Origin of the sequence: Streptococcus thalassemiae, assembly GCF_903645285.1 — a bacterium.
Taxonomy (GTDB): Bacteria; Bacillota; Bacilli; order Lactobacillales; family Streptococcaceae; genus Streptococcus; species Streptococcus thalassemiae.
On sequence record NZ_CAHJXN010000002.1, the window covers coordinates 478,294 to 501,488 of the forward strand.

General features: G+C 38.5%; 18 protein-coding genes, 3 tRNA genes and 2 rRNA genes. 20 read left to right on the plus strand and 3 right to left on the minus strand.

The features are described from left to right. Window positions 1–10 precede the first annotated feature (10 nt). The 3 genes from comC to rlmH form a co-directional block, all read right to left on the minus strand. Complete coding sequence (comC, locus tag HWX15_RS04780) at window positions 11–136, minus strand: competence-stimulating peptide ComC (protein ID WP_175880417.1); 126 nt, start codon at window positions 134–136, stop codon at window positions 11–13. Between the two features lie 164 nt (window positions 137–300). Further along, window positions 301–374 (minus strand) — tRNA-Arg (locus tag HWX15_RS04785). Window positions 375–417: 43 nt separating this feature from the next. Continuing rightward, window positions 418–897 (minus strand): 23S rRNA (pseudouridine(1915)-N(3))-methyltransferase RlmH, encoded by a 480-nt coding sequence (rlmH, locus tag HWX15_RS04790; RefSeq protein WP_175880418.1) that lies wholly within the window; start codon window positions 895–897, stop codon window positions 418–420. Between the two features lie 184 nt (window positions 898–1,081). Here rlmH and htrA point away from each other — a divergent pair, with 184 nt between their 5' ends. The 20 genes from htrA to HWX15_RS04885 all read left to right on the plus strand — a co-directional run bounded on the left by htrA (window position 1,082) and on the right by HWX15_RS04885 (window position 23,122). Continuing rightward, window positions 1,082–2,263 (plus strand): serine protease HtrA, encoded by a 1,182-nt coding sequence (gene htrA / locus HWX15_RS04795; protein ID WP_000681584.1) that lies wholly within the window; start codon window positions 1,082–1,084, stop codon window positions 2,261–2,263. Between the two features lie 57 nt (window positions 2,264–2,320). Continuing rightward, a complete protein-coding gene (locus HWX15_RS04800; RefSeq protein ID WP_175880419.1) occupies window positions 2,321–3,079 on the plus strand; it encodes a ParB/RepB/Spo0J family partition protein in 759 nt (252 codons plus the stop codon). A 212-nt stretch (window positions 3,080–3,291) separates the two neighbouring features. Then, window positions 3,292–4,653, plus strand: coding sequence for a chromosomal replication initiator protein DnaA (gene dnaA / locus HWX15_RS04805; RefSeq protein ID WP_175880420.1), 1,362 nt, complete (start codon window positions 3,292–3,294; stop codon window positions 4,651–4,653). Between the two features lie 158 nt (window positions 4,654–4,811). After that, on the plus strand, window positions 4,812–5,948 hold the full coding sequence (dnaN, locus tag HWX15_RS04810; RefSeq protein WP_175880421.1) for a DNA polymerase III subunit beta: 1,137 nt from the start codon (window positions 4,812–4,814) through the stop codon (window positions 5,946–5,948). A 64-nt stretch (window positions 5,949–6,012) separates the two neighbouring features. Beyond that, window positions 6,013–6,207: a DUF951 domain-containing protein gene (locus HWX15_RS04815; protein ID WP_000285186.1), complete on the plus strand. Its 195-nt coding sequence runs from the start codon at window positions 6,013–6,015 to the stop codon at window positions 6,205–6,207. An 83-nt stretch (window positions 6,208–6,290) separates the two neighbouring features. Further along, window positions 6,291–7,406, plus strand: coding sequence for a redox-regulated ATPase YchF (gene ychF, locus HWX15_RS04820; protein ID WP_175880422.1), 1,116 nt, complete (start codon window positions 6,291–6,293; stop codon window positions 7,404–7,406). 71 nt (window positions 7,407–7,477) lie between these two features. Continuing rightward, entirely contained in the window at window positions 7,478–8,047 is a 570-nt protein-coding gene (gene pth, locus HWX15_RS04825) for an aminoacyl-tRNA hydrolase (protein WP_175880423.1), read from the plus strand. Then, complete coding sequence (gene mfd / locus HWX15_RS04830) at window positions 8,048–11,551, plus strand: transcription-repair coupling factor (protein WP_175880424.1); 3,504 nt, start codon at window positions 8,048–8,050, stop codon at window positions 11,549–11,551. A gap of 57 nt (window positions 11,552–11,608) precedes the next feature. Further along, window positions 11,609–11,875 carry an RNA-binding S4 domain-containing protein gene (locus HWX15_RS04835; protein WP_050242873.1) on the plus strand — a complete coding sequence of 89 codons (267 nt, stop codon included), beginning with the start codon at window positions 11,609–11,611 and terminating at the stop codon, window positions 11,873–11,875. Continuing rightward, window positions 11,868–12,236 carry a septum formation initiator family protein gene (locus tag HWX15_RS04840; RefSeq protein ID WP_000041903.1) on the plus strand — a complete coding sequence of 123 codons (369 nt, stop codon included), beginning with the start codon at window positions 11,868–11,870 and terminating at the stop codon, window positions 12,234–12,236. The genes HWX15_RS04835 and HWX15_RS04840 overlap by 8 nt, the downstream gene beginning before the upstream one ends. Window positions 12,237–12,240: 4 nt before the next feature. Further along, window positions 12,241–12,363, plus strand: a complete 123-nt coding sequence (locus HWX15_RS09905; RefSeq protein WP_000429334.1) for an SP_0009 family protein — start codon at window positions 12,241–12,243, stop codon at window positions 12,361–12,363. Then, on the plus strand, window positions 12,356–13,624 hold the full coding sequence (locus tag HWX15_RS04845) for a serine hydrolase (protein ID WP_175880425.1): 1,269 nt from the start codon (window positions 12,356–12,358) through the stop codon (window positions 13,622–13,624). The genes HWX15_RS09905 and HWX15_RS04845 overlap by 8 nt, the downstream gene beginning before the upstream one ends. After that, a complete protein-coding gene (gene tilS, locus HWX15_RS04850) occupies window positions 13,621–14,898 on the plus strand; it encodes a tRNA lysidine(34) synthetase TilS (protein WP_175880426.1) in 1,278 nt (425 codons plus the stop codon). Before HWX15_RS04845 ends, tilS begins: the two co-directional genes overlap by 4 nt. A 4-nt stretch (window positions 14,899–14,902) precedes the next feature. After that, entirely contained in the window at window positions 14,903–15,445 is a 543-nt protein-coding gene (gene hpt, locus HWX15_RS04855) for a hypoxanthine phosphoribosyltransferase (protein ID WP_000892171.1), read from the plus strand. Between the two features lie 15 nt (window positions 15,446–15,460). Beyond that, window positions 15,461–17,419, plus strand: a complete 1,959-nt coding sequence (ftsH, locus tag HWX15_RS04860; protein ID WP_175880427.1) for an ATP-dependent zinc metalloprotease FtsH — start codon at window positions 15,461–15,463, stop codon at window positions 17,417–17,419. A 120-nt stretch (window positions 17,420–17,539) separates the two neighbouring features. Then, complete coding sequence (locus tag HWX15_RS04865; protein WP_175880428.1) at window positions 17,540–18,019, plus strand: sigma-70 family RNA polymerase sigma factor; 480 nt, start codon at window positions 17,540–17,542, stop codon at window positions 18,017–18,019. Between the two features lie 92 nt (window positions 18,020–18,111). Further along, window positions 18,112–18,183, plus strand: a tRNA-Glu gene (locus tag HWX15_RS04870). Between the two features lie 242 nt (window positions 18,184–18,425). Next, window positions 18,426–19,971 (plus strand): 16S ribosomal RNA (locus HWX15_RS04875). Between the two features lie 51 nt (window positions 19,972–20,022). Next, window positions 20,023–20,095, plus strand: a tRNA-Ala gene (locus tag HWX15_RS04880). A 125-nt stretch (window positions 20,096–20,220) separates the two neighbouring features. Continuing rightward, window positions 20,221–23,122: ribosomal RNA gene (locus HWX15_RS04885) — 23S ribosomal RNA — on the plus strand. The 16S and 23S rRNA genes sit together here with 2 tRNA genes alongside, the layout of an rRNA operon. Window positions 23,123–23,195: the final 73 nt, after the last annotated feature.

Sequence of the window (23,195 nt, forward strand, 5' to 3'; positions counted from 1 at the left end):
CCTTATTTCATTACTTTTTTCGTTGGAAAAGAAAATTAAGGAGGATGTCTGAAATCCTACTTTCTCCACCTTGAATCTCCTGCAAGTCTTTTTCCTTCAAGGCTACAAACTGTTCCAATTTAACTGTGTTTTTCATAATAAAATCTCCTAAAATATTTTTTCTTGTAAACTAACTTACAAAAACCATTATACAAAATGGAATTTCATTTTAGATAAAATTCTCTCAACTGTCATTTTTTTCTCCCCAAGTGTACTTTTTTAAGAAAAAAGCCGGGAAAATTCCCAGCTTTGCTACTATATTGATCCCAGCAGGATTCGAACCTGCGACCGTTCGCTTAGAAGGCGAATGCTCTATCCAGCTGAGCTATGAGACCTAACACAATTATTCTACCAAAAATTCAATTAAAAGTCAATTTTCTATTTATGATAGGGTGATCCCTGCTGAATCGTAAAAGCGCGATAGATTTGTTCAACAAGAACTAGTCTCATTAACTGATGGGGCAAGGTTAAACGACCAAAACTGACAGAAAGATTGGCTCTATTTTTTACATCCTGTGCTAACCCCAGACTCCCTCCAATAATAAAGGTAAGAGTAGAAAATCCTTTTATAGAAGCTTCTTCTAACTGCTTACTAAATTCTTCTGAGGAGAAAGTTTTCCCTTCAATAGCTAACGCAATAACAAAATCACGGTCACCAACTTTTGATAAAATTCTCTGACCTTCTATTTCTAAAATCTTTTGATTTTCTGACTCACTGGCCTTATCTGGTGTTTTTTCATCTGCTAGCTCAATCATTTCAAGCTTAGCAAATCGAGAAATTCGTTTTGAATACTCTGCAATACCATCTTTTAAATACTTTTCTTTCAGTTTCCCAACTGTTACAACTTTAATTTTCATGACTCTATTCTAACATATTCTCTATTTTTTCACATCTTATTCACAAAATAAAAAATAGATTTCAATTGAGAAAATCACAGTTTTAAAAGAGTTATCCACAGTTTGTGTAAAACTTTTTGTGTTTAAGTTATAATTAAGCTAGTCAGTTTATACTTTCAGTAATTCAAAAATATGGAGGGCAAATATGAAACATTTAAAAACATTTTACAAAAAAGGGTTTCAATTATTAGTCGTTATCGTCATTAGCTTTTTTAGTGGAGCCTTGGGTAGTTTTTCAATAGCTCAACTAACTCAAAAAAGTAGTGTAAGCAACTCTAACAACAATAGTACTATTACACAAACTGCCTATAAGAACGAAAATTCAACAACACAGGCTGTTAATAAAGTAAAAGATGCTGTTGTTTCTGTTATTACTTATTCAGCAAACAGACAAAATAGCGTATTTGGCAATGATGAGACTGATACAGATTCTCAGCAAATCTCTAGTGAAGGATCTGGAGTTATTTATAAAAAGAATGATAAAGAAGCTTACATCGTCACCAACAATCACGTTATAAATGGCGCCAGCAAAGTAGATATTCGTTTGTCAGATGGAACTAAAGTACCTGGAGAAATTGTCGGAGCTGACACTTTCTCTGATATTGCTGTCGTCAAAATCTCTTCAGAAAAAGTTACAACAGTAGCTGAGTTTGGTGATTCTAGCAAGTTAACCGTAGGAGAAACTGCTATTGCTATTGGTAGCCCGTTAGGTTCTGAATATGCAAATACTGTTACTCAAGGTATCGTATCTAGTCTCAATCGAAATGTATCCTTAAAATCTGAAGATGGACAAGCCATTTCTACAAAAGCCATCCAAACTGATACTGCTATTAACCCAGGTAACTCTGGTGGCCCACTGATCAATATTCAAGGACAGGTTATCGGAATTACCTCAAGTAAAATTGCCACAAATGGAGGAACATCTGTAGAGGGCCTTGGTTTCGCAATTCCTGCAAATGATGCTATCAATATTATTGAACAGTTAGAAAAAAACGGAAAAGTGACGCGTCCAGCTTTGGGTATCCAGATGGTTAATTTATCTAATATAAGTACAAGCGACATCAGAAGACTCAATATTCCAAGTAATGTTACATCTGGCGTAGTTGTTCGTTCTGTACAAAGTAATATGCCTGCCAATGGGCACCTCGAAAAATACGATGTGATTACAAAAGTAGATGACAAAGAGATTGCTTCATCAACAGACTTACAAAGTGCTCTTTACAATCATTCTATCGGAGACACCATTAAGATCACTTACTATCGTAACGGTAAAGAAGAAACTACATCCATCAAGCTTGACAAGAGTTCAGGTGATTTAGAATCTTAATTGACATCTATGTAAAGAAAACTTTACATAAGAGAAAAGATGTGTTAGTGTAGAATCATGGAAAAATTTGAAATGATTTCTATCACGGATATACAAAAAAATCCCTATCAACCCCGAAAAGAATTTGATAGAGAAAAACTAGATGAACTAGCACAGTCTATCAAAGAAAATGGACTCATTCAACCGATTATTGTTCGTCAATCTCCTGTTATTGGTTATGAAATCCTTGCAGGAGAAAGACGCTATCGGGCTTCACTTTTAGCTGGCCTAAGGTCTATCCCAGCTGTTATTAAACAGCTTTCAGACCAAGAGATGATGGTCCAGTCCATTATTGAAAATTTGCAGAGAGAAAATTTAAACCCAATAGAAGAAGCACGCGCCTATGAATCTCTCGTAGAGAAAGGATTCACCCATGCTGAAATTGCAGATAAAATGGGCAAGTCTCGTCCTTATATCAGCAACTCCATTCGTTTGCTTTCCTTGCCAGAACAGATTCTCTCAGAAGTAGAAAATGGCAAACTATCACAAGCACATGCTCGTTCGCTAGTTGGGTTGAATAAGGAACAACAAGACTATTTCTTTCAACGGATTATAGAAGAAGATATTTCTGTAAGGAAGTTAGAAGCTCTTCTGACAGAGAAAAAACAAAAGAAACAGCAAAAAAATGATCATTTCATACAAAATGAAGAAAAACAGTTAAGAAAACTACTCGGATTAGATGTAGAGATTAAACTGTCTAAAAAAGATAGTGGAAAAATCATTATTTCTTTTTCAAATCAAGAAGAATATAGTAGAATTATCAACAGCCTGAAATAAGGCTGTTCTTTTATTTTTTTATCTCACAAGGTTATCCACTATATTTTTCGATAAAAAACTTACTAAATCAATAGTTTCTGACTTTATCCCCAATCTGTGGATAAAACTTGGTAACATTGTGGATTATTTTTCACAGCTTGTGGAAAATTCTTGCTATCTATGGTAAAATATCTCTAGTATTAAACTTTTAAATAGTAAAGGAGGAGAAAGGATTGAAAGAAAAACAATTTTGGAATCGTATATTAGAATTTGCTCAAGAAAGACTGACTCGATCCATGTATGATTTCTATGCTATTCAAGCTGAACTCATCAAGGTAGAGGAAAATGTTGCCACTATATTTTTACCACGATCTGAAATGGAAATGGTCTGGGAAAAACAACTAAAAGATATTATTGTCGTTGCTGGATTTGAAATTTATGATGCTGAGATTACTCCTCACTATATTTTCACTAAACCTCAAGATACGGCTATCTCACAAGTTGAAGAAGCTACAAATTCAACTCTTTATGATTATAGTCCAAAGTTAGCATCTATTCCTTATTCGGATACGGGATTAAAAGAAAAGTATACCTTTGATAATTTTATTCAAGGGGATGGAAATGTTTGGGCAGTATCAGCCGCTTTGGCTGTCTCTGAAGATTTGGCTCTGACCTATAACCCTCTTTTTATCTATGGAGGACCTGGGCTTGGTAAGACTCACCTGTTAAACGCTATTGGAAATGAAATTCTAAAAAATATTCCAAATGCGCGTGTTAAATATATTCCTGCCGAAAGCTTTATCAATGACTTTCTTGATCACCTGAGACTTGGGGAAATGGAAAAGTTTAAAAAAACCTACCGCAGTCTTGATCTTTTGTTAATTGATGATATTCAGTCACTCAGCGGAAAAAAAGTTGCAACTCAAGAAGAATTTTTCAATACTTTTAATGCCCTTCATGACAAGCAAAAACAGATTGTCCTAACCAGTGATCGTAGTCCAAAACATTTAGAAGGACTCGAGGAAAGGCTTGTAACGCGCTTTAGTTGGGGGTTGACCCAAACTATCACCCCCCCTGACTTTGAAACACGTATTGCCATTTTACAAAGTAAAACGGAACATTTAGGCTACAATTTTCAAAGTGATACTCTAGAATACCTAGCTGGGCAATTTGACTCAAATGTTCGAGATCTTGAGGGAGCTATCAACGACATCACTTTAATTGCCAGAGTAAAAAACATCAAGGATATCACTATTGATATTGCTGCAGAAGCTATTAGAGCTCGAAAACAAGATGTTAGCCAAATTCTCGTCATCCCAATTGATAAAATCCAAAATGAAGTTGGTAACTTTTATGGTGTTAGTATCAAAGAAATGAAGGGAAGCAGACGCCTTCAAAATATTGTGTTAGCCCGTCAAGTAGCCATGTATTTATCTAGAGAACTGACAGATAATAGTCTTCCAAAAATTGGGAAGGAATTTGGAGGAAAAGATCATACAACAGTCATTCATGCCCATGCAAAAATTAAATCTTTGATTGATGAAGACGATAATTTACGTTTAGAAATTGAATCAATCAAAAAGAAAATTAAATAACTTGTGGATAACTTTTACTTTATTATCTTTTTTATCCACATTTTTTAAACAAGCTAAAAAACTTGATATAACTTGTTTAAAGACTGTTTTCCACAGAATTCACAGACCCTATTATTACTATTATCCTTCTAATACTAAAAATAAATAAAGGAGAATCCATGATTCATTTTTCAATTAATAAAAATTTATTTCTACAAGCATTGAATACAACTAAGAGAGCTATTAGTTCTAAAAATGCTATTCCTATTTTATCAACAGTAAAAATTGACGTGACTAACGAAGGTGTTACTTTAATTGGTTCAAATGGTCAGATTTCAATTGAAAATTTTATTTCTCAAAAAAATGAAGATGCTGGTTTGTTAATTACTTCTTTAGGTTCTATCCTTCTTGAAGCTTCTTTCTTCATCAATGTGGTATCTAGTCTACCTGATGTGACTCTTGATTTTAAAGAAATTGAACAAAATCAAATTGTTTTAACCAGTGGAAAATCAGAAATTACCCTAAAAGGAAAAGATAGCGAACAGTACCCACGAATCCAAGAAATTTCAGCAAGCACTCCTTTGGTTCTTGAAACAAAATTACTCAAGAAAATAATCAATGAAACAGCATTTGCTGCAAGTACCCAAGAGAGTCGTCCAATTTTAACAGGTGTTCATTTTGTATTGAGTCAGCATAAGGAGCTAAAAACAGTTGCAACAGACTCTCATCGTCTAAGCCAGAAAAAATTGACTCTTGAAAAAAATAGTGATGATTTTGATGTCGTGATTCCTAGCCGTTCTCTACGCGAATTTTCAGCGGTATTTACAGATGATATCGAAACTGTAGAGATTTTCTTTGCCAATAACCAAATCCTCTTTAGAAGTGAAAATATTAGCTTCTACACACGTTTGTTAGAAGGAAACTATCCTGACACAGATCGTTTGATTCCAACGGACTTTAATACTACTATTACTTTTGATGTTGTAAACTTACGCCAGTCAATGGAACGTGCTCGTCTTTTATCAAGTGCTACTCAAAATGGTACTGTGAAACTTGAAATTAAAGGTGGTATTGTTAGCGCCCATGTTCACTCTCCAGAAGTTGGTAAAGTAAACGAAGAAATCGATACTAATCAGGTTACTGGTGAAGATTTGACCATTAGTTTCAACCCAACTTACTTGATTGATTCCCTCAAGGCTTTAAATAGCGAAAAGGTGACCATTAGCTTTATCTCAGCTGTTCGTCCATTTACTCTTGTGCCAGCAGATACTGACGAGGATTTCATGCAGCTCATTACACCAGTTCGTACAAACTAAGTGAAAGAGGTTGAGCCCAGCTCGCCTCTTTTATGATATAATCGAAAAAGAAAAGGAGAGTAGTATGTATCAAGTTGGAAATTTTGTTGAGATGAAAAAACCACATGCTTGTACTATCAAGTCAACTGGTAAAAAAGCAAATCGTTGGGAAATTACACGTGTAGGAGCAGATATCAAAATAAAATGCAGTAATTGTGACCATGTTGTCATGATGGGACGCTATGATTTTGATCGAAAAATGAATAAAATTATTGACTGAGAACCCTTAGTTAGAGGGTTAGCAAGTTTTCCCTTTTTGTGTTATAATATTAGGGATTGAAATGAAAACGGAGAATGAGAAATATGGCTTTAACAGCAGGTATCGTTGGTTTGCCAAATGTTGGTAAATCAACACTCTTTAATGCAATTACAAAAGCAGGAGCAGAGGCAGCGAACTACCCATTTGCAACGATTGATCCAAACGTTGGAATGGTGGAAGTTCCAGATGAACGACTACAAAAACTAACGGAAATGATCACACCTAAAAAGACAGTTCCAACAACATTTGAATTTACAGATATTGCAGGGATTGTAAAAGGAGCTTCAAAAGGAGAAGGGCTGGGGAATAAATTCTTGGCCAATATCCGTGAAGTAGATGCAATTGTTCACGTAGTTCGTGCTTTTGATGATGAAAATGTCATGCGCGAGCAAGGACGTGAAGACGCCTTTGTGGATCCACTTGCAGATATTGACACCATTAACCTAGAATTGATTCTCGCTGACTTAGAATCAGTCAATAAGCGTTATGCGCGTGTAGAAAAGATGGCACGTACGCAAAAAGATAAAGAATCAGTAGCAGAATTCAATGTTCTTCAAAAGATTAAACCAGTCCTTGAAGATGGGAAATCAGCTCGTACAATCGAATTTACAGATGAGGAACAAAAGGTTGTCAAAGGTCTCTTCCTGTTGACGACTAAACCAGTGCTCTATGTTGCTAATGTGGACGAGGATGTGGTTTCAGAACCTGACTCTATCGACTATGTCAAACAAATTCGTAAATTTGCAGCGACAGAAAATGCTGAAGTAGTCGTTATTTCTGCGCGTGCTGAGGAAGAAATTTCTGAATTGGACGATGAAGATAAAAAAGAGTTTCTTGAAGCCATTGGTTTGACAGAATCAGGTGTAGATAAGTTGACGCGTGCAGCTTACCACTTGCTTGGATTGGGAACTTACTTCACAGCTGGTGAAAAAGAAGTTCGCGCTTGGACCTTCAAACGTGGTATGAAGGCTCCTCAAGCAGCTGGGATTATCCACTCAGACTTTGAAAAAGGCTTTATCCGTGCAGTAACCATGTCATACGATGATTTGGTGAAATATGGATCTGAAAAGGCGGTAAAAGAAGCTGGACGCTTGCGTGAAGAGGGAAAAGAATATATCGTTCAAGATGGCGATATCATGGAATTCCGCTTTAATGTCTAAAAAATTAATAAATGGTGTCAATTAGGTTGGAAAAAAATTCCAACCCTTTTGGCTTTTGAAAGGAAAAATAAATGACCAAATTACTTGTAGGCTTGGGAAATCCAGGGGATAAATATTTTGAAACAAAACACAATGTTGGTTTTATGTTGATTGATCAACTAGCGAGAAAACAGAATGTCACTTTTACACACGATAAGATATTTCAAGCTGACCTAGCATCCTTTTTCCTAAATGGAGAAAAAATTTATCTTGTCAAACCAATGACCTTTATGAATGAAAGTGGAAAAGCAGTTCATGCTTTATTGACTTACTATAGTTTGGATATTGAAGATTTACTCGTCATTTACGACGACCTTGACATGGAAGTTGGGAAAATTCGTTTAAGAGCAAAGGGCTCAGCAGGTGGTCACAATGGTATTAAGTCTATTATTCAACATATTGGAACTCAGGTCTTTAACCGTGTTAAGATTGGAATCGGAAGACCTAAAAATGGTATGTCAGTTGTTCACCATGTTTTGAGTAAGTTTGACAAGGATGATTATATTGATATTTTACAGTCTATTGACAAGGTTGACGATTCTGTAAACTACTATTTAAAAGAGAAAAACTTTGAAAAAACGATGCAGAGGTATAACGGATAAATGGTGACCTTATTAGATTTATTCTCAGAAAATGATCAGATTAAAAAATGGCATCAAAATTTGACAGATAAGAAAAGACAACTAATACTTGGTTTATCAACGTCTACTAAGGCTCTTGCAATTGCAAGTAGTCTAGAAAAAGAAGATAAGATTGTGTTACTGACGTCCACTTATGGAGAGGCAGAAGGACTGGTTAGTGATCTTATCTCTATCTTGGGTGAGGAACTTGTTTATCCGTTTTTGGTAGATGACTCCCCTATGGTCGAGTTTTTGATGTCTTCACAAGAAAAAATCATTTCACGGGTTGAAGCCCTGCGTTTTTTGACTGATTCATCTAAGAAAGGGATTTTAGTTTGTAATATCGCAGCAAGTCGATTGATTTTACCGTCTCCCAATGTATTCAAAGATAGTATTGTAAAAATCTCAGTTGGTGAAGAATATGATCAACACGCGCTTATCCATCAGTTAAAGGAAATTGGCTATCGAAAAGTTACACAAGTACAAACTCAGGGCGAATTTAGTCTGCGAGGAGATATTTTAGATATTTTTGAAATATCCCAGTTAGAACCTTGCCGAATTGAGTTTTTTGGTGATGAAATTGATGGTATCAGGTCATTTGAAGTAGAAACACAATTATCGAAAGAAAATAAGACAGAACTCACCATCTTTCCAGCTAGCGATATGCTTTTGAGAGAAAAGGATTATCAAAGAGGTCAGTCAGCTTTAGAAAAACAAATTTCAAAGACTTTATCACCTATTTTGAAATCCTACCTAGAAGAAATTCTTTCAAGTTTTCACCAAAAACAAAGCCATGCAGATTCTCGGAAGTTTTTATCTTTGTGCTATGATAAGACATGGACTGTATTTGATTATATTGAAAAAAACATACCAATATTCTTTGATGATTATCAAAAATTGATGAATCAGTATGAAGTCTTTGAAAGAGAATTAGCGCAGTACTTTACAGAAGAATTACAGAATAGTAAAGCATTTTCTGATATGCAGTATTTTGCTGATATTGAACAAATCTATAAAAAACAAAGTCCGGTGACCTTTTTCTCTAATCTTCAAAAGGGACTAGGAAATCTCAAGTTTGACCAAATTTATCAATTTAATCAATATCCTGTGCAGGAGTTTTTCAATCAGTTTTCTTTTCTAAAAGAAGAAATTGAACGATACAAAAAAATGGATTACACTATTATCCTGCAATCTAGCAATTCAATGGGAAGTAAGGCATTGGAGGATATGTTAGAGGAATATCAGATTAAATTGGATTTCAGAGATAAGTCAAGAATCTGTCAACAATCTGTAAACTTAATTGAGGGTAACCTAAGACATGGTTTTCATTTTGTAGATGAAAAAATTCTGGTGATTACTGAACATGAGATTTTTCAAAAGAAATTAAAACGTCGTTTTCGCAGACAACATGTTTCAAATGCAGAGCGCTTAAAAGATTATAATGAACTTGAAAAAGGAGATTACGTTGTCCATCATATCCATGGGATTGGTCAATATCTAGGAATTGAAACCATTGAAATCAAAGGGATTCACCGTGATTATGTTAGTGTTCAGTATCAAAATGGGGATCAAATCTCCATCCCAGTAGAGCAGATTCATCTACTGTCCAAATATATTTCAAGTGACGGTAAAGCGCCAAAACTCAATAAATTAAATGATGGTCATTTCAAAAAGACCAAGCAAAAAGTTAAGAACCAGGTAGAGGATATAGCTGACGATTTAATTAAACTTTATTCTGAACGCAGCCAGTTGAAGGGTTTTGCTTTTTCAGCTGATGATGAAGATCAACATGCTTTTGATGATGCCTTTCCTTATGTTGAAACGGATGATCAACTTCGTAGTGTTGAGGAAATCAAGAGAGATATGCAGGCTTCTCAGCCAATGGATCGACTTTTAGTTGGGGATGTTGGTTTTGGAAAGACTGAAGTTGCTATGCGTGCAGCCTTTAAGGCAGTCAATGATCATAAACAGGTTGTCGTCTTAGTTCCGACGACGGTTTTAGCGCAACAGCACTATACAAATTTTAAGGAGCGATTCCAAAATTTTGCAGTTAATATTGATGTGTTGAGTCGCTTTAGAAGTAAAAAAGAGCAGACTGAAACACTTGAAAAATTAAAAAACGGTCAAGTTGATATTTTGATTGGAACCCATCGTGTTTTGTCAAAAGATGTTGTGTTTGCTGATTTGGGCTTGATGATTATTGATGAGGAACAGCGATTTGGTGTCAAGCATAAGGAAACCTTGAAAGAACTGAAAAAACAAGTAGATGTCCTGACCTTGACAGCAACGCCAATTCCTCGTACCCTTCACATGTCTATGCTGGGAATCAGAGATTTGTCTGTTATTGAAACTCCGCCGACTAATCGTTATCCAGTGCAAACCTATGTTTTGGAAAAGAATGAGAGTGTCATTCGTGATGCTGTTTTGCGTGAAATGGAGCGTGGAGGTCAAGTTTACTACCTTTACAACAAAGTTGACACGATTGACCAGAAGGTTTCAGAATTACAGGAGTTAATTCCAGAGGCTTCGATTGGTTATGTTCATGGTCGCATGAGTGAAATCCAGTTGGAAAATACTCTATTAGACTTCATTGAAGGACAATACGATATTTTAGTAACGACTACCATTATTGAGACAGGAGTGGATATTCCCAATGCCAATACTTTATTTATAGAAAATGCGGACCATATGGGCTTGTCAACCTTGTATCAGTTAAGAGGAAGAGTTGGTCGTAGTAATCGTATTGCTTATGCCTATCTCATGTATCGTCCAGAAAAATCAATCAGTGAAGTCTCTGAAAAGAGATTAGAAGCGATAAAAGGATTTACAGAATTGGGCTCAGGATTTAAGATTGCTATGCGAGATCTTTCTATTCGTGGAGCAGGAAATCTCCTAGGAAAATCCCAGTCTGGTTTCATTGATTCTATTGGTTTTGAATTGTATTCGCAGTTACTAGAGGAAGCTATTGCTAAACGAAATGGTAATGGAAACACAAGAACCAAAGGGAATGCCGAATTGATTTTACAAATTGATGCCTATATTCCTGATACTTATATTTCTGACCAAAGACATAAAATCGAAATTTACAAGAAAATTCGTCAAATTGACAACCGTGTCAATTACGAAGACTTACAAGAAGAGCTGATAGACCGTTTTGGAGAGTACCCAGACGTGGTAGCCTATCTTTTAGAGATTGGTTTGGTTAAGTCTTATCTTGACAAGGTCTTTGTTCAACGTGTGGAAAGAAAAGATAATAAAATTACAGTTCAATTTGAAAAAGTCACTCAACGACTGTTTTTAGCTCAAGATTATTTTAAAGCTTTATCCGCAACGAACTTAAAAGCAGGCATCACTGAGAATAAGGGATCAATGGAGCTTGTATTTGATGTCCGAAATAAGAAAGATTATGAAATTTTAGAAGGTCTGCTGATTTTTGGAGAAAGTTTATTAGATATAAAAGAGTCTAAGAAAGAAAATTCCATTTGATATTTTTCTTCTATAAAATAGATAAAAATGGTACAATAATAAGTTGAGGTAATAAGGATGAGATTAGACAAATATTTAAAAGTATCGCGAATTATCAAGCGTCGTACAGTCGCAAAAGAAGTAGCAGATAAAGGCAGAATCAAGGTGAATGGAATCTTGGCCAAAAGTTCAACGGATTTGAAAGTTAATGATCAAGTTGAAATTCACTTTGGCAATAAGTTGCTACTTGTAAAAGTACTGGAGATGAAAGATAGTACAAAAAAAGAAGATGCAGCAGGCATGTATGAAATTATCAGTGAAACACGGGTAGAAGAAAATGTCTAAAAATATCGTACAATTGAATAATTCTTTTATTCAAAATGAACACCAACGCCGTCGCTACCTGATGAAAGAACGGCAAAAACGGAATCGTTTTATGGGATGGGTATTGATTTTGATTATGCTATTATTTATCTTGCCAACTTTTAATTTAGCGCAGAGCTATCAGCAATTACTCCAAAGACGTCAGCAATTAGCAGACTTGCAAACTCAGTATCAAACTTTGAGTGATGAAAAGGATAAGGAAACAGCATTTGCTACCAAGTTGAAAGATGAGGATTATGCTGCCAAATATACACGAGCGAAGTACTATTATTCTAAGTCGAGGGAAATAGTTTATACGATTCCTGACTTGCTTCAAAGGTGATAAAATGGAAAACTTACTAGACGTAATAGAGCAATTTTTGAGTTTGTCAGATGAAAAGCTGGAAGAATTGGCTGATAAAAATCAATTATTGCGTTTACAAGAAGAAAAGGAAAGGAAGAATGCGTAAATTCTTAATTATTTTGTTGCTACCAAGTTTTTTTACCATTTCAAAAGTTGTTAGTACAGAAAAAGAAGTCGTCTATACTTCGAAAGAAATTTATTACCTTTCACAATCTGACTTTGGTATTTATTTTAGAGAAAAGCTAAATTCTCCTATGGTTTATGGAGAAGTTCCTGTTTATGCAAATGAAGATTTAGTAGTGGAATCTGGAAAATTGACTCCCAAAACAAGTTTTCAAATAACTGAGTGGCGCTTAAATAAACAAGGGATTCCGGTATTTAAGCTATCAAATCATCAATTCATAGCTGCGGACAAACGATTTTTATATGATCAGTCAGAGGTAACTCCAATAATAAAAAAAGTATGGTTAGAATCTGATTTTAAACTGTACAATAGTCCTTATGATTTAAAAGAAGTGAAATCATCCTTATCAGCTTATTCACAAGTATCAATCGACAAGACCATATTTGTAGAAGGAAGAGAATTTCTACATATTGATCAGGTTGGATGGGTAGATAAGGAATCAACTTCTGAAGAAGATAATCGGATGAGTAAAGTCCAAGAAATGTTATCGGAAAAATATCAGAAGGATTCATTCTCTATTTATGTTAAGCAACTGACTACTGGAAAAGAAGCTGGTATCAATCAAGATGAAAAGATGTATGCAGCTAGTGTTTTGAAACTCCCTTATCTCTATTATGCGCAAGAAAAAATAAATGAGGGTCTTTATCAGTTAGATACGACTGTAAAATACGTATCTGAAGTCAATGATTTTCCAGGTTCTTATAAAACAGAGGGAAGTGGTAGTCTTCCTAAAAAAGAGGATAATAAAGAATATTCTCTCAAGGATTTAATTACGAAAGTATCTAAAGAATCGGATAATGTAGCTCATAATATATTGGGATATTACATTTCAAACCAATCTGATGCAACATTCAAATCCAAGATGTCTGCCATTATGGGAGATGATTGGGATCCAAAAGAAAAATTGATTTCTTCCAAGATGGCCGGGAAGGTCATGGAAGCTATTTATAATCAAAATGGATTTGTGCTAGAGTCCTTGACCAAAACAGATTTTGATAATCAGCGAATTGCCAAAGCTGTTTCTGTGAAGGTCGCTCATAAAATTGGGGATGCGGACGAATTTAAGCATGATACGGGTGTTGTCTATGCAGATTCTCCATTTATTCTTTCTATTTTCACTAAGAATTCTGATTATGATACAATTTCTCAGATATCCAAGGATGTTTATGAGGTTCTAAAATGAGGGAACAAGATTTTTTAAATCATTTTCTCAAGAAGGGATATTTCAAAAAGCATGCTAAGGTGGTGTTAGCTCTTTCTGGTGGGTTAGATTCTATGTTTCTATTTAAGGTATTATCTACTTATCAAAAAGAGTTAGAAATTGAATTGATCTTAGCTCATGTGAATCATAAGCAGAGAATTGAATCAGATTGGGAAGAAAAGGAATTAAGGAAGTTGGCTACTGAAGCAGAGCTTCCTATTTATATCAGCAATTTTTCAGGAGAATTTTCAGAAGCGCGTGCACGAAATTTTCGTTATGATTTTTTTCAAGAGATCATGAAAAAGACAGGTGCGACAGCTTTAGTCACTGCCCACCATGCGGATGATCAGGTGGAAACGATTTTAATGCGTTTGATTCGAGGCACTCGTTTGCGCTATCTATCAGGAATTAAGGAGAAGCAAGTAGTCGGAGAGATAGAAATCATTCGGCCCTTCTTGCATTTTCAGAAAAAAGACTTTCCACCAATTTTTCACTTTGAAGATACATCAAATCAGGAAAATCATTATTTTCGCAATCGTATTCGAAACGCTTATTTACCAGAATTAGAAAAAGAAAATCCTCGATTTAGAGATGCAATCTTAAGTATCGGAAATGAAATTTTAGATTATGACTTAGCTATAGCTGAATTATCTAACAATATTGATGTAGAAAATTTAGATCAGCTATTGTCTTACTCTGAGTCGACACAAAGAGTTTTACTTCAAACTTATCTGAATCGTTTTCCAGATTTGAAGCTTACAAAAGCTCAGTTTGAAGAAGTTAGACAAATTTTAAAAACTAAAAGCCAGTATAGTCATCCGATTAAAAATGGTTATGAATTGATAAAAGAGTATCAACAGTTTCAGATTTGTAAAATCAGTCCGCAGGCTGATGAAAAGGAAGATGAACTTGTGTTACACTATCAAAATCAGGTATCTTATCAAGGATATTTATTTTCCTTTGGAATTCCTTTAGAAGGTGAATCAATTCAACAAATACCTGTTTCACGCGAAACATCCATACACATTCGTCATCGAAAACCAGGAGATGTTTTGATTCAAAATGGGCATAGAAAAAAACTCAGACGTCTATTTATTGATTTGAAAATCCCTATGGAAAAGCGAAAATCTGCTCTGATTATTGAGCAATTTGGTGAAATTGTCTCAATTTTAGGAATTGCGACCAGTAATTTGAGTAAAAACACGAAAAATGATATAATGAACACTGTACTTTATATAGAAAAAATAGATAGGTAAAAAAATGTTAGAAAACGATATTAAAAAAATCCTCGTTTCACACGATGAAATTACAGAAGCTGCTAAAAAATTAGGTGCTCAATTAACTAAGGACTATGCAGGAAAAAATCCAATCTTGGTTGGGATTTTAAAAGGATCTATTCCTTTTATGGCTGAATTGGTCAAACATATTGATACACATATTGAAATGGACTTCATGATGGTTTCTAGCTACCATGGTGGAACAGCAAGTAGTGGTGTCATCAATATTAAACAAGATGTGACTCAAGATATCAAAGGAAGACATGTTCTATTTGTAGAAGATATCATTGATACAGGTCAAACTTTGAAGAATTTGCGAGATATGTTTATTGCAAGAGATGCAGCTTCTGTTAAGATTGCAACCTTATTGGATAAACCAGAGGGACGTGTTGTAGAAATTGAGGCAGACTATACCTGCTTTACTATCCCAAATGAGTTTGTAGTAGGTTATGGTTTAGACTACAAAGAAAATTATCGTAATCTTCCTTATGTTGGAGTATTGAAAGAAGAAGTGTATTCAAATTAGAAAGAACAATTTTTAATGAAAAAACAAAATAATGGTTTAATTAAAAATCCTTTTCTATGGTTATTACTTATTTTTTTCCTAGTTACAGCTTACCAGTATTTTAGTACAGGTAGTGTTGCAGGGAAAAGTGAGCAAATTAATTATACAGAATTGGTAAAAGAAATTACCGATGACAATGTAAAAGAATTAACTTATCAACCAAATGGTAGTGTTATCGAAGTTTCTGGTGTCTATAAAAATCCTAAAACAAGTAAAGAAGAAACAGGCATTCAGTTCTTTTCTCCATCTGTTACAACAGTAGAGAAATTTTCAAGTATTATTCTTCCCTCTGATACCACAGTATCAGAATTGCAAAAGCTTGCTTCTGATCATAAAGCGGAAGTAACTGTTAAGCATGAAAGTTCAAGTGGTATGTGGATTAATCTACTCGTATCCATTGTGCCATTTGGGATTCTTTTCTTCTTCCTATTCTCTATGATGGGAAATATGGGGGGAGGCAATGGTCGTAACCCAATGAGTTTTGGACGTAGTAAGGCTAAAGCTGCAAATAAAGAAGATATTAAAGTAAGATTTTCAGATGTTGCTGGAGCTGAGGAAGAAAAACAAGAACTAGTTGAAGTTGTTGAATTCTTAAAAGATCCAAAACGATTTACAAAACTTGGAGCCCGGATTCCAGCAGGTGTTCTTTTGGAGGGACCTCCGGGAACAGGTAAGACATTGCTTGCTAAGGCAGTCGCCGGAGAAGCAGGCGTTCCATTCTTTAGTATCTCAGGTTCTGACTTTGTAGAAATGTTTGTCGGAGTTGGAGCTAGTCGTGTTCGTTCTCTTTTTGAAGATGCAAAAAAAGCAGCACCAGCTATCATCTTTATCGATGAAATTGATGCTGTTGGACGTCAACGTGGAGTCGGTCTTGGTGGAGGTAATGATGAACGTGAACAAACCTTGAACCAACTCTTGATTGAGATGGATGGTTTTGAGGGAAATGAAGGGATTATTGTCATCGCTGCGACAAACCGTTCAGATGTACTTGACCCTGCCCTTCTGCGTCCAGGACGTTTTGATAGAAAAGTATTGGTTGGCCGTCCTGATGTTAAGGGGCGCGAAGCAATCTTGAAAGTTCATGCTAAGAACAAGCCTTTAGCAGAAGATGTTGATTTGAAATTAGTGGCTCAACAAACTCCAGGCTTTGTTGGTGCTGACTTAGAGAATGTCTTGAATGAAGCAGCCTTGGTTGCCGCTCGTCGCAATAAGTCGATAATTGATGCCTCAGATATTGATGAAGCAGAAGATAGAGTGATTGCTGGACCTTCTAAGAAAGATAAGACAGTTTCACAAAAAGAACGAGAATTGGTTGCTTTCCATGAGGCAGGACATACCATTGTTGGTCTAGTCTTGTCGAATGCTCGCGTTGTCCATAAGGTTACAATTGTACCACGCGGCCGTGCAGGTGGTTACATGATTGCACTTCCTAAGGAAGATCAAATGCTTCTATCTAAAGAAGATATGAAAGAGCAATTGGCTGGCTTAATGGGTGGACGTGTAGCTGAAGAAATTATTTTTAATGTCCAAACGACAGGAGCTTCAAACGACTTTGAACAAGCGACACAAATGGCGCGTGCAATGGTTACAGAGTACGGTATGAGTGAAAAACTAGGTCCAGTTCAATATGAGGGCAATCATGCTATGTTTGGTGCACAAAGCCCTCAAAAATCAATTTCAGAACAAACAGCTTATGAAATTGACGAAGAGGTTCGTTCATTATTGAATGAAGCACGAAATAAAGCTGCTGAAATTATTCAGTCAAATAGTGAAACTCACAAGTTGATTGCAGAAGCATTATTGAAATACGAAACATTGGATAGTACACAAATTAAATCTCTCTATGAAACAGGAAAGATGCCTGAAACAGTAGAAGAGGAATCTCATGCACTATCCTATGATGAAGTAAAGTCAAAAATGAATGACGAAAAATAACCTTAAGAGAGGCCTGTCCTCTCTTTTTTGTGCAGTTGAGGAGCTAAAGGGAACAGAATGGAGGAAATGAACCCAACTAGCTTCTTTATTTGTTAGACTGTACACAGAAAGGGGAAAAGAATGCTTAAAGAATTGTATGAAGAAGTCCAGGGAACTGTGTATAAGTGTAGAAATGAATATTACCTTCATTTATGGGAATTGTCGGATTGGGACCAAGAAGGCATGATTTGCTTACATGAATTGATCAGTAGAGAAGAAGGACTGGTAGAAGATATACCACGTTTACGTAAATATTTCAAAACCAAGTTCCGGAATCGGATTTTAGATTATCTCCGTAAGCAAGAAAGCCACAAACGAAGATATGATAAAGAAACATATGAAGAAGTGAGTGAGATAAGTCATCGTATAAGTGAGGGCGGTCTATGGCTAGATGACTATTATCTCTTTCATGAAACACTAAGAGATTATAGAAACAAACAAAGTAAAGAGCAACGAGAAGAGTTAGAACGCGTTTTAAGAAATGAACGTTTCCGAGGGCGTCAAAGAGTGCTAAAGGACTTACGTATTGTGTTTAAAGAGTTTGATATCCGTACTCATTAGGAATTCATGCAAAAAAGTAAAAAAAGTTTAAAAAAGGTGTTGACAAAGTTTGAAAAGTGGGTATAATAGTAAGAGTTGAAAATAACAACTCTGGTCCGTTGGTCAAGGGGTTAAGACACCGCCTTTTCACGGCGGTAACACGGGTTCGAATCCCGTACGGACTATGGTATGTTGCGGTAGGAACACTTGATGAAAAAAGTTTTAAAAAAGTTTCAAAAAAGTGTTGACAAGCGAAAGCGGCTGTGATATACTAATATAGTTGTCGCTTGAGAGAAGCGAGTGACAAAGACCTTTGAAAACTGAACAAGACGAACCAATGTGCAGGGCACTACAACAACTGTTGTAGTACTGAACAATGAAAAAACAATAAATCTGTCAGTGACAGAAATGAGTGAGAACTCAAACTTTTAATGAGAGTTTGATCCTGGCTCAGGACGAACGCTGGCGGCGTGCCTAATACATGCAAGTAGAACGCTGAAGGAGGAGCTTGCTTCTCTGGATGAGTTGCGAACGGGTGAGTAACGCGTAGGTAACCTGCCTGGTAGCGGGGGATAACTATTGGAAACGATAGCTAATACCGCATAAGAGTAGATGTTGCATGACATTTGCTTAAAAGGTGCAATTGCATCACTACCAGATGGACCTGCGTTGTATTAGCTAGTTGGTGGGGTAACGGCTCACCAAGGCGACGATACATAGCCGACCTGAGAGGGTGATCGGCCACACTGGGACTGAGACACGGCCCAGACTCCTACGGGAGGCAGCAGTAGGGAATCTTCGGCAATGGACGGAAGTCTGACCGAGCAACGCCGCGTGAGTGAAGAAGGTTTTCGGATCGTAAAGCTCTGTTGTAAGAGAAGAACGAGTGTGAGAGTGGAAAGTTCACACTGTGACGGTATCTTACCAGAAAGGGACGGCTAACTACGTGCCAGCAGCCGCGGTAATACGTAGGTCCCGAGCGTTGTCCGGATTTATTGGGCGTAAAGCGAGCGCAGGCGGTTAGATAAGTCTGAAGTTAAAGGCTGTGGCTTAACCATAGTACGCTTTGGAAACTGTTTAACTTGAGTGCAAGAGGGGAGAGTGGAATTCCATGTGTAGCGGTGAAATGCGTAGATATATGGAGGAACACCGGTGGCGAAAGCGGCTCTCTGGCTTGTAACTGACGCTGAGGCTCGAAAGCGTGGGGAGCAAACAGGATTAGATACCCTGGTAGTCCACGCCGTAAACGATGAGTGCTAGGTGTTAGACCCTTTCCGGGGTTTAGTGCCGTAGCTAACGCATTAAGCACTCCGCCTGGGGAGTACGACCGCAAGGTTGAAACTCAAAGGAATTGACGGGGGCCCGCACAAGCGGTGGAGCATGTGGTTTAATTCGAAGCAACGCGAAGAACCTTACCAGGTCTTGACATCCCTCTGACCGCTCTAGAGATAGAGTTTTCCTTCGGGACAGAGGTGACAGGTGGTGCATGGTTGTCGTCAGCTCGTGTCGTGAGATGTTGGGTTAAGTCCCGCAACGAGCGCAACCCCTATTGTTAGTTGCCATCATTCAGTTGGGCACTCTAGCGAGACTGCCGGTAATAAACCGGAGGAAGGTGGGGATGACGTCAAATCATCATGCCCCTTATGACCTGGGCTACACACGTGCTACAATGGCTGGTACAACGAGTCGCAAGCCGGTGACGGCAAGCTAATCTCTTAAAGCCAGTCTCAGTTCGGATTGTAGGCTGCAACTCGCCTACATGAAGTCGGAATCGCTAGTAATCGCGGATCAGCACGCCGCGGTGAATACGTTCCCGGGCCTTGTACACACCGCCCGTCACACCACGAGAGTTTGTAACACCCGAAGTCGGTGAGGTAACCGTAAGGAGCCAGCCGCCTAAGGTGGGATAGATGATTGGGGTGAAGTCGTAACAAGGTAGCCGTATCGGAAGGTGCGGCTGGATCACCTCCTTTCTAAGGATAAGGAACTGCGCATTGGTCTTGTTTAGTCTTGAGAGGTCTTGTGGGGCCTTAGCTCAGCTGGGAGAGCGCCTGCTTTGCACGCAGGAGGTCAGCGGTTCGATCCCGCTAGGCTCCATTGGTGAGAGATCACCAAGTAATGCACATTGAAAATTGAATATCTATATCAAATAGTAACAAGAAAATAAACCGAAAACGCTGTAGTATTAATAAGAGTTTATGACTGAAAGGTCAGAAAAATAAGGTTAAGTTAATAAGGGCGCACGGTGGATGCCTTGGCACTAGGAGCCGAAGAAGGACGTGACAAACGACGATATGCCTTGGGTAGCTGTAAGTAAGCGATGATCCAGGGATTTCCGAATGGGGGAACCCAACAGGTACTACCTGTTACCCGCATCTGTTAAGGATGTGAGGAGGAAGACGCAGTGAACTGAAACATCTAAGTAGCTGCAGGAAGAGAAAGCAAAAGCGATTGCCTTAGTAGCGGCGAGCGAAACGGCAGAAGGGCAAACCGAAGAGTTTACTCTTCGGGGTTGTAGGACTGCAATGTGGACTCAAAGATTATAGAAGAATGATTTGGGAAGATCAGCCAAAGAGAGTAATAGCCTCGTATTTAAAATAGTCTTTGTACCTAGCAGTATCCTGAGTACGGCGGGACACGAGAAATCCCGTCGGAATCTGGGAGGACCATCTCCCAACCCTAAATACTCCCTAGTGACCGATAGTGAACCAGTACCGTGAGGGAAAGGTGAAAAGCACCCCGGGAGGGGAGTGAAATAGAACCTGAAACCGTGTGCCTACAACAAGTTCGAGCCCGTTAATGGGTGAGAGCGTGCCTTTTGTAGAATGAACCGGCGAGTTACGTTATGATGCGAGGTTAAGTTGAAGAGACGGAGCCGTAGGGAAACCGAGTCTGAACAGGGCGAATTAGTATCATGACGTAGACCCGAAACCATGTGACCTACCCATGAGCAGGTTGAAGGTGCGGTAAGACGCACTGGAGGACCGAACCAGGGCACGTTGAAAAGTGCTTGGATGACTTGTGGGTAGCGGAGAAATTCCAAACGAACTTGGAGATAGCTGGTTCTCTCCGAAATAGCTTTAGGGCTAGCGTCGATATTAGAGATTCTTGGAGGTAGAGCACTGTTTGGGTGAGGGGTCCATCCCGGATTACCAATCTCAGATAAACTCCGAATGCCAATGAATTATGGTCGGCAGTCAGACTGCGAGTGCTAAGATCCGTAGTCGAAAGGGAAACAGCCCAGACCACCAGCTAAGGTCCCAAAATAATTGTTAAGTGGAAAAGGATGTGGGGTTGCACAGACAACTAGGATGTTAGCTTAGAAGCAGCTATTCATTCAAAGAGTGCGTAATAGCTCACTAGTCGAGTGACCCTGCGCCGAAAATGTACCGGGGCTAAAACAATTTACCGAAGCTGTGGATACCTTTATAGGTATGGTAGGAGAGCGTTCTATGTGTGAAGAAGGTATACCGTGAGGAGTGCTGGAACGCATAGAAGTGAGAATGCCGGTATGAGTAGCGAAAGACAGGTGAGAATCCTGTCCACCGTAAGACTAAGGTTTCAAGGGGAAGGCTCGTCCGCCCTGGGTTAGTCGGGACCTAAGGAGAGACCGAAAGGTGTATCCGATGGACAACAGGTTGATATTCCTGTACTAGAGTATGTAGTGATGGAGGGACGCAGTAGGCTAACTAAAGCAGACGATTGGAAGAGTCTGTCTAAGCAGTGAGGTGTGAATTGAGTTAAATGCTTAGTTCTATAACATTGAGCTGTGATGGGGAGCGAAGTTTAGTAGCGAAGTTAGTGACGTCACACTGCCAAGAAAAGCTTCTAGCGTTTAAACATACTCTACCCGTACCGCAAACCGACACAGGTAGTCGAGGCGAGTAGCCTCAGGTGAGCGAGAGAACTCTCGTTAAGGAACTCGGCAAAATGACCCCGTAACTTCGGGAGAAGGGGTGCTGACTTTAAGTCAGCCGCAGTGAATAGGCCCAAGCAACTGTTTATCAAAAACACAGCTCTCTGCTAAATCGTAAGATGATGTATAGGGGGTGACGCCTGCCCGGTGCTGGAAGGTTAAGAGGAGTGCTTAGCGTAAGCGAAGGTATGAATTGAAGCCCCAGTAAACGGCGGCCGTAACTATAACGGTCCTAAGGTAGCGAAATTCCTTGTCGGGTAAGTTCCGACCCGCACGAAAGGCGTAATGATTTGGGCACTGTCTCAACGAGAGACTCGGTGAAATTTTAGTACCTGTGAAGATGCAGGTTACCCGCGACAGGACGGAAAGACCCCATGGAGCTTTACTGCAGTTTGATATTGAGTGTCTGTACCACATGTACAGGATAGGTAGGAGTCTATGAGATCGGGACGCCAGTTTCGAAGGAGACGTTGTTGGGATACTACCCTTGTGTTATGGCCACTCTAACCCAGATAGGTGATCCCTATCGGAGACAGTGTCTGACGGGCAGTTTGACTGGGGCGGTCGCCTCCTAAAAGGTAACGGAGGCGCCCAAAGGTTCCCTCAGAATGGTTGGAAATCATTCGCAGAGTGTAAAGGTATAAGGGAGCTTGACTGCGAGAGCTACAACTCGAGCAGGGACGAAAGTCGGGCTTAGTGATCCGGTGGTTCCGTATGGAAGGGCCATCGCTCAACGGATAAAAGCTACCCTGGGGATAACAGGCTTATCTCCCCCAAGAGTTCACATCGACGGGGAGGTTTGGCACCTCGATGTCGGCTCGTCGCATCCTGGGGCTGTAGTCGGTCCCAAGGGTTGGGCTGTTCGCCCATTAAAGCGGCACGCGAGCTGGGTTCAGAACGTCGTGAGACAGTTCGGTCCCTATCCGTCGCGGGCGTAGGAAATTTGAGAGGATCTGCTCCTAGTACGAGAGGACCAGAGTGGACTTACCGCTGGTGTACCAGTTGTCTTGCCAAAGGCATCGCTGGGTAGCTATGTAGGGAAGGGATAAACGCTGAAAGCATCTAAGTGTGAAACCCACCTCAAGATGAGATTTCCCATGATTTTATATCAGTAAGAGCCCTGAGAGATGATCAGGTAGATAGGTTAGAAGTGGAAGTGTGGCGACACATGTAGCGGACTAATACTAATAGCTCGAGGACTTATCCAAAGTAACTGAGAATACGAAAGCGAACGGTTTTCTTAGTTTGAATAGATATTCAATTTTGAGTAGGTATTACTCA